Origin of the sequence: Streptomyces sp. NBC_01276, from assembly GCF_041435355.1 — a bacterium.
Classification (GTDB): domain Bacteria; phylum Actinomycetota; class Actinomycetes; order Streptomycetales; family Streptomycetaceae; genus Streptomyces.
Genome location: NZ_CP108442.1, coordinates 4,506,662 through 4,522,569, shown reverse-complemented (window position 1 = coordinate 4,522,569; position 15,908 = coordinate 4,506,662). Strand labels below are relative to the sequence as shown.

Here is a 15,908-nt window from a genome sequence, read left to right as displayed (position 1 = left end):
GGGCGGATCAGATGTGGTGCGGGGGCTTCTCGTCGAGGAATCGGGCCAGGTCGGCCGCGCTTCCGCCGGTGGGCGGCCGCTCGCCCCAGCCGCGGTCGGTGTCGTCGGACGACTGCCGGTCCAGCGGGTCGTCGAAGACCAGCCGAGGGCGCGGCTTGGGAGCCGGCGTCGAGGACGCCGGTGCCGGTGCGGGCGGAGGCGTCGCGGTGGACTCGGGCAGCGGGTCGGGGGCGGCGGAGGTGCTCATGCGTCCAGGGTACGGCGGCCCCCGGCGCCCGCCCGGTTCAGCTGGGAGCCTCGGCGCCCTTGCGGGCGTAGAACCACCAGCACACGGCGAGGCAGGTCGCGTAGAACCCGATGAAGATCCACAGCGCGTTGGTGACGGCCATGGCGGCGAACATCGCGGGGATGAAGAAGAAGCCGTAGGCGGCGATGGCGGAGGAGAAGCCGGTGACGGCGCCCGCCTCCGTCTCGGACTGCTTCAGCGCGGCCGACTGCGCCTCGGGGCCCTGGCCCTCGGCTTGGCGCATGTGCTGGTCCCGGAAGATCACCGGGATCTGCCGGAAGGTGGATCCGTTGCCCAGTCCGGAGAAGGCGAAGGCCGCCAGGAAGCCGATGAAGAAGGCCCAGAAGCTGCCCTGGTCGCTCCCCGGGGGAAGCGCGAAGATCACGACCACCAGGGAGGCAACCATGCCGACGAAGGACAGCATGGTCACCCTGGCGCCGCCCATCCGGTCGGAGAGCCAGCCGCCGGCCCAGCGCGAGCGTGAACACCACGGAGACCATGTGCAGGATGGCGAGGAACTCGTATCCGCCGCCGCGCAGGAAGATCGAGGAGAAGGTCAGCAGCAGCCCGGTCACCGAGATCACGATGAGGCAGATCAGCGGGAGCATGTCGTAGGCGAAGCGCTGGCCGGTGATGGCTCCGCGGTCCTTCATCCGGCGCCACAGGAAATAGGAGGCACCGGGGATGACGAGGACGGCGGCGATGTCCAGGCCGTGGAACATCAGCCAGCCGAGGGCGTCGAGGGAGTTGAAGCCGAGGACCTCGAATCCCCAGATCCGCATCTCGTAGCCGGGGCCGGAGCCGCTGTCGGAGGTGAAGGTGAACCAGCCCCAGGTGAGGGGGAAGGTGATCGCGGCGGCGAGCAGGCAGCCCCAGAAGATCAGCTGGTGGGCGGCCCAGCGGGAGCGGGAGCGGGCGCCGAGGAACTTCTGGAAGCCGAGGTAGGTGGCGGTCATCCTCGGCAGGGCGGTGGGCGCCCTCTTGAAGTTGGCGGCCGAGAAGAAGCTGCCGAAGCCCTTCCTGAAGAGGCGGCGGGCGCCGGGGGCGGAGACCCAGACGGTGTAGCGGTAGGCCACGCCGAAGGCCAGGAAGACCGTGGCGACGGCGTAGGGCAGCAGGGCGGAGTCGAAGTCCCGCAGCAGGCGGCTGCCGAGCACGATCGCGGCGATGAGCAGGAGGGAGACGACGGTGCCGGCGAGGGTGGCCCGCGCGGCGACGGGCCGTCCGGCCGACGGTGGGACCTCGCGGGGCCCTGGTGGTGGCGGGGCTGCGGCGAGGGCTTCTGTGGGCTCGGACACAGCACCACGCTAGGTGGTTTGTACCGTTTCAGCCTGTTGTGCGGATCTTAGGGTTGCTCCGAATCGGGGCGGGCCGCGCCCGGGCCGGGGGCGGCGGCGTTCCCGGAGCCGGGCGGGCACCGGCCGGGCTCCGCCGGATCGTTCCGGTGGCGGCGGGCCGCCACGAGTCCGGCCGGGGTACCCGTGGGGTGCGGGCCGCGCGCCTCGCCTGCCGGGCGGCTGGGCACTGCTGTGCTGGGCGGTATGACGTACGTACCGATGACCGCGCGCAGCCGCGACGAGGACCACCGGGCGGCGACCCCGCTGGAGCTGTTCTTCGATCTCTGTTTCGTCGTCGCGATCGCCCAGGCCGGTCAGTGTCTGGTGCACTCGCTGGCGGAGGGCCATCCGGGGAGCGGGGTGATCGGATACTTCTTCGTCTTCTTCGGGGTGTGGTGGGCGTGGATGAACTTCACGTGGTTCGCGTCGGCCTACGACTGTGACGACGTGCCGTACCGGATCGCGACGCTCGTGCAGATCGCCGGTGTGCTGGTCTACGCGGCGGGGGTGAGCCGGGCCTTCAACCAGAACGACTGGACGGTGGCCGTCATCGGCTACCTGATCATGCGGGTGGCGCTGACGGCGCAGTGGCTGCGGGCGGCGTCCGGGGAGAGCGGCGCGGCCCGTACGGCGGCGCTGAAGTACGCGGCGGGGCTGGTGTTGTGCCAGGCGGGCTGGGTGGCGCTGCTGTTCGCCCCGGACGCGTCCAAGCGGTGGCTGTTCCTGGTGCTGGTGGCGGCGGAGCTGTTGGTTCCGGTGCTGGCCGAGCGCGGGCACCAGACGCCGTGGCACGCGCACCACATCGCGGAGCGGTACGGGCTGTTCACCATCATCGTGCTCGGCGAGACGATCGCCGCGAGCACGGTGGCCGTGAAGTCGGCGCTCGACGAGCACGAGGCCCTCGGTGAGCTGCTGCCGATCGCCGCCGGCGGGCTGCTGATCGTGTTCGCCGCGTGGTGGATCTACTTCGCGGTGCCGATGCACGAGCGGCTGACGTCCAACAGGGAGGCGATCCCGTGGGGGTACGGCCATCTGTTGATCTTCGCGTCGGGTGCGGCGATCGGTGCGGGCATCGAGGTCGCGGTGGAGCACGCGGTGGGCCAGGCCCACATTTCGCAGGTGGCGGCGAACGCCGCCGTCACCGTCCCGACGGCCCTGTTCCTGATGATGGTGTGGTTGTTGCACTCCCGGCACTTCAAACGGGGTCTCGCCCAGCAGCTGGTGCTGCCGGTGTCCGCCGTGGTGATCCTCGCGTGCACGTGGACGGGTGACTACGCGGTGTTCTACGCCGGCCTGTTCGCGACGGCGACCGTGGCGGTGGGCCAGACCCTCTCGGTCCGGGGCGGGCCGCGGGCGGCCGTCGCCGTCTGAGGTCCCGGGATCCGGAGGAGGCGCCGGCCGCGGGCCGTCACTCCCGTGCCCGTGGATCCGTTCTGCAGCACGGCGCACCGCGTACGGCGCGCCGCACATCACGCGGTGCGCGTCACGCACCAAGGCGACAGGAAGAGACGGCCCATGACACTCCCCCCGCAACGGCAGAGCAGCACGACCGGTCCCGGAGCGGAACTGGCCGAGCCGGGTTTCTGGCAGCTTCCGCCGGACCGGCGCCTGGCCGCCTTCGCGCGCCTGCGCGCGCTGCCGTCCCCGGTGTTCGTCCCGGAGGGGGCCGGCCATTGGGCGCTCGTCCGGCACGCGGACGTGCAGGAGGCGAGCCGGCTGCCCAAGGTGTTCGCCAGCGCGCCCGGGGTCACCACGCCGGAGCCGGCCCGGTGGGTTCGGGCGCTGTTCGGGGACTCGATGGTCAACCTGGACGGTCCGGACCACGCGCAGCTGCGCAAGATCGTGCAGCGGGCCTTCACGCCCCGTCTGCTGGCCGCCGCCGAGGAGGACATCCACGCGGTGGCGGCGCGGATCGTGGACGACGTGCTGGAGGGGCGGCCCGACGAGTTCGTGTCGGCGGTGGCCTCCCGGCTGCCGCTGGAGGTCATCTGCAACATGATGGGCATCCCGGAGCGCTACCGGGCGGAGATCGCGGACCGGGTCAACCACGCTTCCGAGAACATCGGGGTGGAGCGGGGCCTGGCGTCGCGGCTGCGGATGCCGGGGCGGGGGCTGCGGGCGCTGGCGCGGATGCAGCGGATGGTCGCGGGGATCGGGCGGGAGCGGCGCAGGCACCCCACCGACGACCTGATCTCGGCGCTGGTCTGCGCGAACGTCGACGGCCAGGCGCTCGGGGCCCGTCAACTGGGGGCGTTCTTCAGTCTGCTGATGGTGGCCGGGGTGGAGACGACCCGTAACGCCATCACGCACGGGCTGACGCTGCTGACCGACTTCCCCGAACAACGGGACCTGTTGCTCTCGGACTTCGAGAAGTACGCGGACGGCGCGGTGGACGAGATGATCCGGCACTCGACGCCGATCATCCAGTTCCGCCGGACGGTGGCGGCCGAACACACGCTGGGCGGACACCTGTTCCGGCCCGGCGACAAGGTGGTGCTGTACTACGCCTCCGCCAACCGTGACGAGGCGGTCTTCCCCGATCCGGACGCCTTCGACATCACCCGCTCCCCCAACCCCCATCTGGGTTTCGGGGGTGGCGGTCCGCACTTCTGCCTGGGCGCGCACCTGGCCCGGGTGGAGATGAAGGCGCTCTTCCGCGAGCTGCTGACCCGTCCGGTGGGGCTGCGCGCGGTGGGGCTGCCCGATCTGGCGGGGTCCAGCTTCGACAACCGGGTGCGCTCACTGCGCTTCGCCTTCGACTGCCCCCACACCGGGGTGTGACGGCAGGCGGGGGGACCGGCCACCGGGCGGGCTGGGAGCCCGGTGGCCGGAGCGCGGTCCCGCCTACTGCTGGAGGCTCTGCACCGTCAGGACGCAGTGGGCGCTGCTGGTCAGCACTTCCTCGTCGCCGGCGAAGGCCTGCAGGAGCTCGGGGGTGACCGGCTTGCCGGGGACGGCCTCCGGCCAGGCGCGCGTGGCGAACAGGAAGTACGCCTGCCCGCTCTCGTCGGCGGCGGCGACCCACTCGTCGGGGGCGGTGCAGGTCGCGTTCAGGCCGGGCAGGGTCAGGGCGACCTGGTTGCCCGCGAGGAGGATCTGCACGGCGAAGGTGCGCGGGTTGCGGGTGCCGTCCATGACGACGTCGCCGATGGGCAGGCCGATCTCCTCCAGCAGTCCGCGCGCGGCCTTCTCGCCCACCTCCCGGCCCTGCGGGCCGTCGCCGAGGGTGTAGGCGAGGAGGTACGGGATGTCGTGCCCTTCGGAGGGGTCACCGATCCAGGCGAGCACGGAAAGGGTGCCGAGGTGGGACCGGTCGATTTCGGCTTGCGTTGAAGTCATGCGCCGCACCTTAGTGCTCTGGAACCGGGCCCTTTCACGGCCTTTCACCCGGGCGGGCTAGACCGACCAGAAACCCCCTCCGGAATTCGCCCGGATGTTCGCGTCCTGATACTGGAGCCGCACAATGCGCGTGTTTTCCGGGATTTCGAACACCACCCATCCCTCGGCCCGCTCACCGACCGCGAGGGAATCGAAGACGAGTGGTTTGCCGGTGGTCAGTTCACCGGTGCGCACGGCCGGGTAGCGCTTTCCCGCGCTGTCGTACGCCCACATGCGCCCGAGGGGCCCGTACGAGGCGCCGCCGACGTTGACGAACGACATCGAGGCGGCCGTCCAGCGCTTCCCGGCGGGGGGCCCGTAGTTCGGCTCCACGCTGAGCGCGGGGTCCACGTAGGCGGCGAGGACGGCCTGGAGGTGTCGCCCCACCTCGCGTCCCTGCACCCGTACGGAGTCACCCACATGGGCATCCTTCGCGGTGGCCCCGTCCGCGCCGCGGGCCGGCGCCGCGGGCTCCTCGTCGGTGCCGGGCGCCCCGTCGTCGACCGGGACGGCGGGTGCGGCGGCGGGGGCGAGTGCGGCGCCCTCGGGGGCGCTCTGGCAGGCGGTGGCGCCGAGCAGCAGGACGGGCAGGAGGGTGGCGGCGGCGAGGGCGGCGGTGGGCTGGCGCATACGGGAACCCCTTCGGGGATCTTCGGTGCGGGGATGTATTTCGGCCAGTCTCACGCGCCCGAGCGGGCAATTGCACACACCGACACGGGTATGCGGTGCGTGTTTGCCCCCGACTGCCAGCACAATGCGTTCCGGCGGAATCCCGTCATCCACGCCCACCTGGAGGAAGAATGCGTACGCCTGCCCGCCGAATGGCCTTCTCCGCCTTCTCCGCACTGGCCGCGACCGCTTTGTTCGCGGCGCCCGCCGCCGCCACCGTCTTTCAGCAGGCCGTCGTCGTCAACCCGGACGCGGAGATCGCCCGGGACGGTGCGATCACCCTTCACGGGGCCTATCAGTGCGAGACCGCGTCCCCCGGCGGGGCTACGCAGATCAGGGTGACCGTCGCCCAGAAGGACTCGGGCCGGCTCAGCATCGGGACCGGTGCCGTCTGCGACGGTGCGCCGCACGAGTGGAAGGTGCGGGCGCCGCAGTTCGGCGCCGGCCTGCACGCGGGTCGCGCGGTGGCGACGGCGGAGCTCCAGGAGGTGCACCTGCACGGCCTGATGCCGAGGGCGGTCGACACGGTCGCCGTGGACAGCCGGGACATCGAGATCCACGAGCAGCACTGAGGCCGCGGGGCACCCGCCGTCCGTCCGGTGGCCGCGGCCACCGGACGGACGGCATCGCGCGGGCGCGGCCGCGGGTCAGTGGCATTCGGGTGCGACGCCCGTCATCGACATGAACGCGACCGTCTGGCACCCGGGGTCCGCGTGGGGCCGTCCCATCGTCCAGTCCACGACCTTCGGCACCCCGGCCGCGAGCAGCAGCACCGCCAGGAGGCCCGTGACGGCGCCCCTGCTCAGGCGGCGCACGGCACGGCCCGGAGCAAAACCTTCCGTTTCATGGCCGCATCATCACCCCGCACCCGGCATCCCACAACCCGGAGTGAGCGTCCGCTCACAACGTGCCGCGCTGGCTGGCGCGGGCGTCGAACTCGCACCAGACGGCCTTCCCGTCGCCCCGGGACTCCACCCCCCAGTGCGTGGCCAGGGCGTCGACCAGCAGCAGCCCGCGCCCCGTGGTGGCCGCCTCGCCCGGTGTGCGGCGCCGGGGCCAGACGCTGGAGCGGTCCTTGACCCACAGCCGGATCCGCCGCACGGGTTCGGGCAGCACCTCCATGGTCAGCACCGCCCCGCCGTCGGTGTGCAGGAGGGCGTTGACCAGCAGCTCCCCCGCCGCCAGCTCGACGTCGTCGGCCAGCTCGGCCATGCCCCAGTCGCGCAGGGCCTGCCGCAGGGCGTAGCGGGCCTCGGAGAGCCCCTCCGGGTCGGCCTGGTGGATGTACTGGTGGATGCGCGGGGCCCGGTGGGTGCCGGGGTCGGGGGCGCGGCGCAGCACGAGCAGGGCGACGTCGTCGCCGGAGCCCCAGCGCTCCCAGAGCCGGTCGGAGAGGTGGTCGGCGAGGGCTCCGGCGTCCTGGGGTCCGCTGCGCACGGCGTGGGCGAGGGCTTCCATGCCCTGGGTGATGGCGGTGCCGGGTTCCTCGACGAGCCCGTCGGTGCACAGGACGAGGATCTCGCCCGGCACCAGGTCCAGGCGGGTCTCGGGGAACTCCTCCTGTTCGAAGGCGGAGGCCAGCCCCAGCGGCAGGCCGCCGCGTACGTTGGGCCAGCCGGTGCGGCCGTCGGTGTGCCGGATGAGCGGGCCGAGGTGGCCGGCGCGGGCCGCCCGTACGCCGCCGGTCTCCAGGTCCACCTGTGCGTACATGCAGGTGGCGAAGCGTTCGGTGTCGAGTTCGGCGAGGAAGCGGGAGGCGCGGGCCAGGACGGTGGAGGGGGAGTGCCCCTCGCCGGCGTAGGCGCGCAGGGCGATGCGCAGCTGGCCCATGATGGCGGCGGCGTGCGTGTCGTGGCCCTGGACGTCGCCGACGACGATCCCGACCCGGTCGCGGGGCAGGGAGATCACGTCGTACCAGTCGCCGCCGACCTCGCGTCCGCTCCAGGCGGAGTGGTAGCGCACGGCGATCTCTCCGCCGGTGATGTCGGGGATCCGGCGCGGCAGCATGGCGGCCTGGAGGCCGGTGGCGAACTCGCGTTCCTGGTCGAAGAGGAGGGCCCGTTGCAGGGACTGGGCGACGATGCCGGCGAGGCCGAGGCAGAGGTTCTGTTCCTCCGGGCTGAACTCGCTGCGCCGGCGGTAGAAGAGCACGAGTCCGCCGATGGCCTTGGCCTGGGCGATGAGCGGGAGGTAGGCGGCGGCGTCGTAGCGGATCCGGTTGAGGTAGTCGGCGAGCAGCGGGAACTCGGCGGCCAGCTCGGTGAGCGAGGTGACGAATCGTGCCTGGCGGGTGAGCACGGCCTGCGACAGCGGCAGGGATCCGTCCAGGCGGGTGAACCTGCGTTCGCTGAGGATCTCCAGGGACTCCCCGCTCAGCGCGATGATCTTGATGGTGCCGTTCTCGACGAGGCCCAGCGCGAGTCCGTCGGCGCCGAGCCGTTCCAGCGCGCCGGCGCCGGTCAGGGCGGCCGTCACGTCGTCGACGGTGACGGCGCGCGACAGGGCCTCGGTGGTGCGCTGCACGATGGCGGCCTGCTGGATGCGGGCGTTCTCCAGTTTGCGCAGCACGGTGGCGTGGGCGAGCTCGGCGGTGGCGTCGCGCACGATCCCGACGATGCGCAGCGGATGCCCGTCGGGGTCGCGCAGCACCCGGCCCTGGATGTGGGTCCACTGGTCGCGGCCGTCGCGCCGGCGCACCGTGAGGTACGAGCCGTAGGTCTCGCCGCCGCCGTCGAGGACGCCGGCCACGGTGTCCTGGAGCCGTGCCGAGTCGTCGGCGGGGATCCGCAGCCCGAGGCCGTCGGGGGTGTGGTCGAACTCGTGCGGCTCCAGGTCGAAGACGGCCAGGCCGGCCTCGTCGATGGCGACGGTCCCGGTGTCGAGGTCCCATTCGAAGCTGCCCATGCCGTTGAGCGCGAGCCGCTCCCCGGGGCCCGTCAGCGGGCCGGGGGTGCCGTCCCGCCCGGGCCTGTCACGCTCCGCCGCTGCCACGAGTCACACCACCTAACGGCCGGGCCAGCACGGCTGGGAGATGAGCCGCTCCCACTCCTCGTCAGGATGCCCCGGGAGGGTGCGTCCGGCCTCCCGCCAGCGCTTGAGGAGGGCGAGGTAGATCGCGGCCGGGTCGGTGGGGGCGAAGCCCCCGGACGGGCCGGACGGGCCGGAGGGGCCGGAGGGGCCCGGTGGCCTGCCGGTGCCGGACGCACGCCGGCCGTGCGGTGTGCCGCCGGCGGCTCCGGCCGGGGAGTGCTCCCCGCGGCTGGCGGGGATGCGCACCCAGCCACGGCCGCCCTGTGCTCGCTCCGCGCCCATCGCGGGACCCCTCTCCGGTGGATCTCAGCGTAGATACGTATTCGGATGCCCGGCGGCGGCCCGGTCCGGGCCGGCGCCGTCGGTGGTGCCGGTGAGCGGGCCCCGGGCGCCGAGGCGGCCCAGGACTCCCTTCACCAGTCTCCCCGCCGTGAAGCCCGCGCCGTGTACGAATCGCATGGAAGGTCCGAACGAGGGAGCGGTCAGCAGTCCCGCGAAGAACAGTCCGGGCCAGGACGACTCGAAGCCGGGGCTGAGCTCCGGGGTCCCGCCGTCGCCGACGGTCGCCAGGGCCGCGCGCAGTCCCGCGTCGAGCAGTTCCAGCCGGGCCAGGTCGGGGGCGAAGCCGGTGGCGGCGATGACGTGCGCGGTGTCCAGTACGACGGACTCCCCGGCCGCCGTGGTCAGCCCGAGCCGGGTCCGGCCGCCGGCCACGGGCACGGCCCGGTGCAGCCGGTGTCCCAGCAGGGTCGGCACCCGCCGCTCGAAGCGCTCCCGCAGCCACCAGGCCCCGGCGGGCCCGAGGGCGGTGGCGGCGATCCGCTCCCGGGTCGGGGCGGGCAGCCGCCGCACCGCCCAGGGCAGCTCCGACCACACCCAGCTGCGCCAGCCGGTGCCGAGCCCGCTGTGCGGGTCGCGCAGGGCCTGGAGCAGGGGCCGGTCCAGGGGCTGCGGGACGGTGTTCCAGTTCAGCCGGGACCGCCGGGCCACCAGGCAGGGCCGGGCGCCGGTCTCCGCGAGGAGCGCGGCGGTCTCCAGTGCGGCCTGCCCGGCGCCGAGGACGGCCACCTCCCGCCCGGCGAAGCGGGACAGGTCGCTGTGGCCGGTGCTGTGCGAGCAGTGGCCCGGGGGCAGGTCGCGCAGTGCTCGCGGGTACCGGGTGAAGGGCATCACCCCGACCGCGAGGGCCACGGTGCGGGCCGGGCGGGGCGGGCCGTCGGCGGTGCGGACGAGGAAGCCGTCGCCGTGCGGGGTGACCTCGGTGACGGTGTCCTCCTCCACCTCGGGCAGCCCCGCGTGGCGGGCGAACCAGAGCCCGTAGGCGCTGAAGGTGCCGATGGGCAGCGGGCTGCCGTGTTCGGCGGTCAGGCCGCGGGTGGCGCAGTACTCGGCGAGGGTGTGGCGGCCTCCGGGCGCGGAGAGGTTGGAGGACCAGGGCTCCGACTTCAGGTACATGCCCGCGGGCATGTGGTCCCGCCAGGACGCCATGGGGCGTCCCACCACGCGCACCCCGAGCCCGGCCGCAGCCGCGTGCGCGGCGATCGACAGCCCGTAGGGGCCCGCGCCGATCACCACGAGATCGTCCATCCGCCTCACGGCCGTTCCTCCAGCTCTTCGGTTACCGGGTGACCAGTTCGTCCGGCTCCGCCGGGGCCTCCGGCGGGGTCCGGCGGGCCGGGGGCCCCGGCCGTTCGCCCCCGCGCTGCCGGGGCGCCCGCACCGCGCGGGCCCCCCGGCGGCCCTGTTCGGGTACGCCGCGCAGGGCGCGGGCCCCCTTGCCGAGGCCGCGGCCCAGGAAGGCCCCGAGCATCGCCAGGAACGGCCCGAGGTCGTCGGCGGCGAACCAGGCCGCCTCCACGCGGCCCCGCCGCTCCCGCGGGGGCGCCGCCCGCACCGGACCGGGCCGCCGCCCGGCGGGCGGGGCAGGTGCGGCGGAGGGCGCCGGTGCGGCGGGCGGGGGCAGTGCGGCGGGCGGGGCCTGGGCCCCGTCGGCCGGACCCGCGGCGGGGGCCGGGCCCCCGTCGGGCGGGGTCCGCGGTACCTGTCCCGGTTCCGGTTCCGGGCGGCGGACGGCGGGCAGGACGGGGCCCGCCTCCGCCGTGCGCCGGCCGCCGGGCGGGACCGGGCCCGGCACCCCGGGCAAGCCGGACACCCCGGTGCCGCCGGACGCACTGGATGCCCCGGACTCCCCGAGCGCACCCAGCGCACCGGCGGCCCCGACCGCACCGGCGGCCCCGACCGCACCGGCGGCCCCGAGCGCCCCGAGCGCCCCGGGGCCGCCGGCCGGGCCGGGGCCCTGGTCACGGCCGGCGCCCGCCGCGGCGGTGCCGGCGCCGTCGGCCCGTACGGTCGTCGCCGCGGGCAGCCGGCGGCCCCGTACCGCCGCGAGCAGCGCGTAGTTCTCGGCGACGAACACCCGGCCGGGACCGCCCACCGGCTCCGGGACCCGTTGCCCCGTCAGATCGAGGTACATCGCCTGGACCACGTCCAGCCCACGGTCGTCCGTGAACAGCCGGAACTGCGCGCCGGGGCGCGGGTTGAAGTCCACCAGGCGGAAGGTGCCCCGCTCGTCGCACCGGAAGTCGAGGTCCAGGATCCCCTGGTAGCCGAGCCGTTCGGCGAGCCGCAGCCCCGACTCCTCCACGGCCGGGTCCGGCAGCCACCGTCCGACCGCCGTCAGCCCCGTCCGCACCGGCCAGGACAGCTCCTTGCGGCCGGACCCGGCGAGCAGCGGGCGCCCGCCCCGGGCGAAGGCCCCGTGGAAGAACCAGTCGGTGTCGGGGCCGGCGGGCAGGAACCGCTGGAGCAGCAGGCGGCTCCCGGCCTCCGCCGAGCGTTCGTACAGCCGCCGCGCCTCCGCGACGCCGTGCACCAGGGTGGTGCTGCGCAGTCCGACGGCGGCGGGCAGCAGCCACGGCCGGCTCCATTTGGCCACCACCGGCAGGCCGAGCCGCCAGGCGGCCTCGGCCGCCTCGGCCCCGCTCGCCGGGATCACCGTCTCCGGGTGCGGGACGCCCCAGCGGGCGCAGAGCCGCGACAGCTCCGCCTTGTCGGCCACGCGGGCGGGCAGGTTGTCGGGCTGATGGGGGATCCGGAAACGGTCCGTCAGCATCGGGGCGACCCTGGAGACGGCGATGGCGCTCAGGTCGTCCATGGCGATGAGCACCGCCGGCCGCCCGATCCGCTTCGACACCCCGGTCAGGCACTCCAGCAACGCCTCGGGCGCTTCGGGGTCGAGCCCCCCGTCGGGTCCGGGGTGCGTGGCGCGCAGGTACCGCGAACGCCCCATGGGACCTCCCCCGGCTTCGACGACGGCATGGACCTCCACGCCCTTGCGCCCAAGCGATCTGACGGCGCCGAGGGTTCCGTGGTGGAACGGATTCCGATCGAGTCTGAGCAGAACAGCGGGCACATGGTTGGCGAACGCGTGCATGGAAACGGTGTCTTTCACCTAGTCGGACCAAGCGGGCAGGATGCGCAGCTGCGAATGGCCTAGGCAAAGGCCATCGGACAGGCCATTCGTCAGATGTGATGTCTAACGTCGTCGGCAAGCACACCGGTTCGGGAAAGCTCGGGAGACGCCATGCCCAGACCACGCCGCCGACTGGCGAGCACCTGCATCGGTACGGTCACGGCCGGGCTGCTCGCCACCGGGGCCGCCCTGGCCGCACCGGAGGAAGAGCCCAGGGGCTCCGACATCGCCATGGGCGCCTACCTCGACTACGGGCCGTCCGGCGTCGCCCGGATCCCGTACCTGTCGCGCTGGCTGGGCGGCAAGGAGATCCGGGTCGGGCACACGTATCTGCCCGGTGACCAGTGGGCGGGCATCGAGGGCAACGTGCCCTTCCTGGCGGACTGGGCCGAGTGGCGGCAGGCCGAGGACGACCGGATGTTCGTGCTGAACGTGCCCATGCAGGCCCGGAACGAGGGCCGGGTCCCGGACTGGCAGGTGGTCCAGCTGATCCGGGCCGGCGCGCAGGGCCAGTACGACCGGCACTTCACGAAGCTGGCCGAACGGCTGGTGGCGCTGGGGGTGCCGGACACGGTCGTCGTGCTCGGCTGGGAGATGAACGGCACCACGTACACCCACCGCTGCGGGCCCGACCCGGAGAACTGGAAGGCGTACTGGAAGCGCGTCGTCAACGCGATGCGCGCCGTTCCCGGCCAGCGGTTCAAGTTCGATTTCGCCCCCAGCCGGGGGGCGGACGCGATCGGCTGGACCAAGTGCTACCCGGGCGACGACGTGGTCGACGTCATCGGCATGGATTCGTACGACCAGGCGCCGGGCCGGACCTTCGAGGACCAGATCACTCAGCCGTACGGGCTCCAGGCGCACGTCGACTTCGCGAAGGCACACGGCAAGGAGATCTCGTTCCCGGAGTGGGGGCTGTTCCGCAACGGGGACAACGCGGAGTACGTGCGGCGCATGCTGAAGTGGATCGAGCAGCACAAGCCGCTCTACCACACCATCACCGACTACTGCCCGCACGGCGTGTGGCAGTGCAAGCAGAACCCGGAGTCGTCGAAGGTCTTCCGCGAGGCGCTGACCCCGCGGGTGCCGGTCGAGCCCACGCCCCCGGTGGTCCCGACGCCCGTGGTCCCGACCCCGGTCGTCCCGACCCCGGTGATGCCCACTCCGGTGGTCCCGACGCCGGTCGTCCCGACGCCGGTCGTCCCGACCCCGCAGGTCCCGACCCCGCAGGTGCCCGCACCAGCGGTCCCGACGCCGACCCCCACCCCGGAGGCGTCCGACCCCCCGGTCGTGCCCCCGGTCGTCCCCGGCCCGAGCACGGGTACGAGCCCGGCCCCGACGCCGACTCCCGAGCCCGCGCCCGAGCCCAAGCCCAAGCCCGATCCCGGGGTGTCCGTCCCGCCGGTGTTCCCGCCGGCGCCGACGCCCGAGGTCTCGGTGCCCGCGTCGCCGAGCCCGCTCGTCCCCACCCCCGTCCCCGTCCCCGCCCCCGTGCCCGTCCCCAGTCCGGCGCCGAAGCCGCCCGCCCCCGAACCGACCGCCAACAGCACGCAGTGGTGCGTCCCGCTCAACTTCGGCGAGTGGCTGAACAAGCTGGTCGGCAGGCAGACGGTCTGCATCACGCTCGACTGGGGCAAGAACTCCGGCTTCTGGCCCTTCTAGACGGGTCATCGCACCCGCAGTTCGTTCAGCCGCGCCCGCCAGTCCCGGGCGGCCGGCAGCGCCTCGCGCAGCGCGTCCACCGCCCGCTCGCGCCCCGTGACCTGCGACTCGTGCAGCCGCAGCAGGGGCGCGAGCGCGTTGGTGGCCAGCAGGAGACGCTGGTTGACGACCGTCTCGGGACGCCAGTGGTTCTTGTACGGCTCGTTGCCGCGCAGGAAGCTCACCACCGGCCGTCCCTCGGCCAGGGCCCGGCCGGCCTCGTAGCGCAGCAGCAGCGCCGCGACGTCGACCTTGCGCTCCCTCAGTTCCGGATCGGCGCCGTACAGGTAGCCGCCGCTCAGCCCGGCGGACAGCAGCGTGACGTTGGCCGCCACCACCGCGCCGTCCAGCCGGAACTCCGTCAGCCGCCCCTCCCCCGCCCGCACCATCCGCCGGGTGGCCCGGGTCAGGTGCTCGGCGAACCGGGGCCGCAGGTGTTCGGGGGTGACCCCCCGGCCGCGCCACTGCTTCTCGTGGAGCCGCAGCAGGGTCCGTACGGCCCCCGGCACCTCGTCCTCGGTGACCTCGTGCTCCTCGATCCCGGCGGCGTCGGTCTTGCGCAGCTTGGCCCGCACCCGCTGGGCGCCGGAGGCCGGCATCCGTTTGACGAGCTCGTCGAAGGGCAGCGCGGGCAGTTCCATGCAGGTGGAGTCGGCCAGTTTGCCGGTCACCCCGGGCCACGCCTCGTACAGTGCCTCGGCCGCCGCCCCCGGCCGTACCTCGCGCAGGTCCACGACCGCGCTGCGGGCGGCCCGGTGCAGCCCGTGGGCCAGGGCGGGCACGACCTGGCCGGCGTACCCGTCGGCCACGAGCACGTCGAAGTAGTCGGTGATGGGCCCGCCCAGCGGCACCAGCCGCGGCAGCGGCCGGTGTACGAGCATCAGCGCGGCGGCGCCGACCAGTTCCTCGCCCCGCCGCACGAGCAGGACCCGCAGCCGGCCCTCCTTCCCGTACGAGAGCCACCACGAGTGGAGCCAGGCGTGGCTCTGGAAGGGGGTGGCGGTGCGACAGCCCCGGACGAGCCGGTTCCACGGTTCCTCCAGCGCGGCGAACTGCCGGGGGTCGCGGCACATCGTCACCGTCAGGGCCCCGGTGGAGCCCCGCGTCATCGCACGGACTCCTTCTCCTTGGTCTCGGAGTGCTCGCCCTGGGCGGGCAGCGAGGCGTACTCCTCCACGACCGGCAGCGCCTCGTCCTCCTGCTTGCGGCGGCCGGGCCGGGCCAGCAGCCACAGCCCGCCCAGCAGCCCGCCCGCGCACAGTCCGACGGCGCCGCTGACGGGGGCCGACGGGGAGGCGGGGTCGGCGGGCGCGACGGCCTGGTTGAACAGGAGCAGTTGCACGCCGGTGTTCTTGGCGGCCTGGTTGCTGCTCAGGGTGAGCGCGTCGGCGACGGCGTTGGCGATGTCGGCGGCCTCGGAGGGGCTCTTGGACATCCCGGTGATGGCGATCATCGGCGAATCGGGGGAGGTCTCGGTACGGACCTGGGTGCGCAGGCGGCGGGCGTCGATGCCGGCGCGGGGCTGGGCGTAGGCGAGGGTGGAGCTGCTGGTGGCGATGCGTCCGTAGGCCTGGGCGAAGCCGAGGGCGGTCGCGGGCTCGGTGGTCTCGTTGGGGACGGCGACGACGTAGCCGGTGGCGGCGTACTCGGGGGCCTTGAGGACCCCGTACGCCCCGCCCGCGGCGAGGCCGAGCAGGGCGCAGGCGGGCAGGGGCCACCAGGCGGGCGGTGGCAGCAGCCGGCGCTTGCGCTCCGAGCGGTGGTCCGGACGGTGGTCGGGACGGTGGTCGGACTTCTTCTGGTCGGCGGTGTCGGCCATGTGCGGTGCTCGCTTCCTGGGTGGAGGGGAGTTCGTTCACCCCCGCCCGTCCCCCGGCCGGGGGGCGGTGCTCAGGGGGTGGGGTGCGGGTGCGGGGCCGGGGTCAGGCCCCGCCGGGTGCGGGGGCGTCCGCCGCGGTACGGGGCGCGGCCCCCGGAGTGGTCGCGGCGGCCGGCCCGGGGCCGGGGCCCGGTGCGGCCCCGGGGCCGGCCCCGG

At 74.0% G+C, this 15,908-nt stretch carries 15 protein-coding genes and 1 pseudogene; 4 read left to right on the top strand and 12 right to left on the bottom strand.

The window, feature by feature from the left end:
• Positions 1 to 7: 7 nt before the first annotated feature.
• The 3 genes and pseudogenes from OG295_RS20335 to OG295_RS20325 form a co-directional block, all read right to left on the bottom strand.
• On the bottom strand, positions 8 to 247 hold the full coding sequence (locus OG295_RS20335) for a hypothetical protein (RefSeq protein ID WP_371678155.1): 240 nt from the start codon (positions 245 to 247) through the stop codon (positions 8 to 10).
• A 37-nt stretch (positions 248 to 284) separates the two neighbouring features.
• Positions 285 to 716 (bottom strand): hypothetical protein, encoded by a 432-nt coding sequence (locus OG295_RS20330; protein ID WP_371681430.1) that lies wholly within the window; start codon positions 714 to 716, stop codon positions 285 to 287.
• Positions 717 to 762: 46 nt separating this feature from the next.
• Positions 763 to 1,584: pseudogene (locus OG295_RS20325) on the bottom strand (MFS transporter); the annotation flags it as partial.
• A 243-nt stretch (positions 1,585 to 1,827) separates the two neighbouring features.
• Here OG295_RS20325 and OG295_RS20320 point away from each other — a divergent pair.
• Together OG295_RS20320 and OG295_RS20315 are read left to right on the top strand one after the other, a co-directional pair.
• Positions 1,828 to 2,994, top strand: coding sequence for a low temperature requirement protein A (locus OG295_RS20320; RefSeq protein WP_371678154.1), 1,167 nt, complete (start codon positions 1,828 to 1,830; stop codon positions 2,992 to 2,994).
• Positions 2,995 to 3,138: 144 nt separating this feature from the next.
• Entirely contained in the window at positions 3,139 to 4,404 is a 1,266-nt protein-coding gene (locus tag OG295_RS20315) for a cytochrome P450 (protein WP_371678153.1), read from the top strand.
• Between the two features lie 63 nt (positions 4,405 to 4,467).
• On the opposite strand, the gene OG295_RS20310 is transcribed toward OG295_RS20315, so the two are convergent.
• Entirely contained in the window at positions 4,468 to 4,962 is a 495-nt protein-coding gene (locus OG295_RS20310; protein ID WP_371678152.1) for a DUF5949 family protein, read from the bottom strand.
• 57 nt (positions 4,963 to 5,019) lie between these two features.
• A complete protein-coding gene (locus tag OG295_RS20305; protein ID WP_371678151.1) occupies positions 5,020 to 5,631 on the bottom strand; it encodes a hypothetical protein in 612 nt (203 codons plus the stop codon).
• A gap of 170 nt (positions 5,632 to 5,801) precedes the next feature.
• Between OG295_RS20305 and OG295_RS20300 the strand changes: the two genes are divergently transcribed.
• Positions 5,802 to 6,242: a DUF6299 family protein gene (locus OG295_RS20300; RefSeq protein ID WP_371678150.1), complete on the top strand. Its 441-nt coding sequence runs from the start codon at positions 5,802 to 5,804 to the stop codon at positions 6,240 to 6,242.
• Between the two features lie 75 nt (positions 6,243 to 6,317).
• On the opposite strand, the gene OG295_RS20295 is transcribed toward OG295_RS20300, so the two are convergent.
• From OG295_RS20295 to OG295_RS20275, 5 genes are all read right to left on the bottom strand, one after another.
• Positions 6,318 to 6,485: a hypothetical protein gene (locus tag OG295_RS20295; RefSeq protein WP_371678149.1), complete on the bottom strand. Its 168-nt coding sequence runs from the start codon at positions 6,483 to 6,485 to the stop codon at positions 6,318 to 6,320.
• Between the two features lie 85 nt (positions 6,486 to 6,570).
• Positions 6,571 to 8,661: a SpoIIE family protein phosphatase gene (locus OG295_RS20290; RefSeq protein ID WP_371678148.1), complete on the bottom strand. Its 2,091-nt coding sequence runs from the start codon at positions 8,659 to 8,661 to the stop codon at positions 6,571 to 6,573.
• 12 nt (positions 8,662 to 8,673) lie between these two features.
• Positions 8,674 to 8,982 (bottom strand): hypothetical protein, encoded by a 309-nt coding sequence (locus OG295_RS20285; protein ID WP_371678147.1) that lies wholly within the window; start codon positions 8,980 to 8,982, stop codon positions 8,674 to 8,676.
• 24 nt (positions 8,983 to 9,006) lie between these two features.
• Entirely contained in the window at positions 9,007 to 10,287 is a 1,281-nt protein-coding gene (locus tag OG295_RS20280; RefSeq protein WP_371678146.1) for an NAD(P)-binding domain-containing protein, read from the bottom strand.
• Between the two features lie 31 nt (positions 10,288 to 10,318).
• The gene (locus OG295_RS20275) at positions 10,319 to 11,989 is read right to left on the bottom strand and encodes an ATP-grasp domain-containing protein (RefSeq protein WP_371678145.1); all 1,671 of its coding nucleotides are present in this window, start codon (positions 11,987 to 11,989) and stop codon (positions 10,319 to 10,321) included.
• Between the two features lie 294 nt (positions 11,990 to 12,283).
• Here OG295_RS20275 and OG295_RS20270 point away from each other — a divergent pair, with 294 nt between their 5' ends.
• Positions 12,284 to 13,834 (top strand): glycoside hydrolase family 26 protein, encoded by a 1,551-nt coding sequence (locus OG295_RS20270; protein WP_371678144.1) that lies wholly within the window; start codon positions 12,284 to 12,286, stop codon positions 13,832 to 13,834.
• A gap of 5 nt (positions 13,835 to 13,839) precedes the next feature.
• Here the strand turns inward: OG295_RS20270 and OG295_RS20265 are convergent, their stop codons facing one another.
• Positions 13,840 to 14,982, bottom strand: a complete 1,143-nt coding sequence (locus OG295_RS20265) for a GNAT family N-acetyltransferase (RefSeq protein ID WP_371678143.1) — start codon at positions 14,980 to 14,982, stop codon at positions 13,840 to 13,842.
• Positions 14,979 to 15,692 carry a lipopolysaccharide biosynthesis protein gene (locus OG295_RS20260; protein ID WP_371678142.1) on the bottom strand — a complete coding sequence of 238 codons (714 nt, stop codon included), beginning with the start codon at positions 15,690 to 15,692 and terminating at the stop codon, positions 14,979 to 14,981. Before OG295_RS20260 ends, OG295_RS20265 begins: the two co-directional genes overlap by 4 nt.
• Positions 15,693 to 15,908: the final 216 nt, after the last annotated feature.

What these genes read in the sequence shown, in the direction of transcription:
- OG295_RS20335 (WP_371678155.1), bottom strand. Translation starts at nt 247, where the DNA reads ATGAGCACCTCCGCCGCCCCCGACCCGCTGCCCGAGTCCACCGCGACG.
- OG295_RS20320 (WP_371678154.1), top strand. Translation starts at nt 1,828, where the DNA reads ATGACGTACGTACCGATGACCGCGCGCAGCCGCGACGAGGACCACCGG.
- OG295_RS20315 (WP_371678153.1), top strand. Translation starts at nt 3,139, where the DNA reads ATGACACTCCCCCCGCAACGGCAGAGCAGCACGACCGGTCCCGGAGCG.
- OG295_RS20310 (WP_371678152.1), bottom strand. Translation starts at nt 4,962, where the DNA reads ATGACTTCAACGCAAGCCGAAATCGACCGGTCCCACCTCGGCACCCTT.
- OG295_RS20305 (WP_371678151.1), bottom strand. Translation starts at nt 5,631, where the DNA reads ATGCGCCAGCCCACCGCCGCCCTCGCCGCCGCCACCCTCCTGCCCGTC.
- OG295_RS20300 (WP_371678150.1), top strand. Translation starts at nt 5,802, where the DNA reads ATGCGTACGCCTGCCCGCCGAATGGCCTTCTCCGCCTTCTCCGCACTG.
- OG295_RS20285 (WP_371678147.1), bottom strand. Translation starts at nt 8,982, where the DNA reads ATGGGCGCGGAGCGAGCACAGGGCGGCCGTGGCTGGGTGCGCATCCCC.
- OG295_RS20280 (WP_371678146.1), bottom strand. Translation starts at nt 10,287, where the DNA reads ATGGACGATCTCGTGGTGATCGGCGCGGGCCCCTACGGGCTGTCGATC.
- OG295_RS20275 (WP_371678145.1), bottom strand. Translation starts at nt 11,989, where the DNA reads ATGGGGCGTTCGCGGTACCTGCGCGCCACGCACCCCGGACCCGACGGG.
- OG295_RS20270 (WP_371678144.1), top strand. Translation starts at nt 12,284, where the DNA reads ATGCCCAGACCACGCCGCCGACTGGCGAGCACCTGCATCGGTACGGTC.
- OG295_RS20265 (WP_371678143.1), bottom strand. Translation starts at nt 14,982, where the DNA reads ATGACGCGGGGCTCCACCGGGGCCCTGACGGTGACGATGTGCCGCGAC.
- OG295_RS20260 (WP_371678142.1), bottom strand. Translation starts at nt 15,692, where the DNA reads ATGGCCGACACCGCCGACCAGAAGAAGTCCGACCACCGTCCCGACCAC.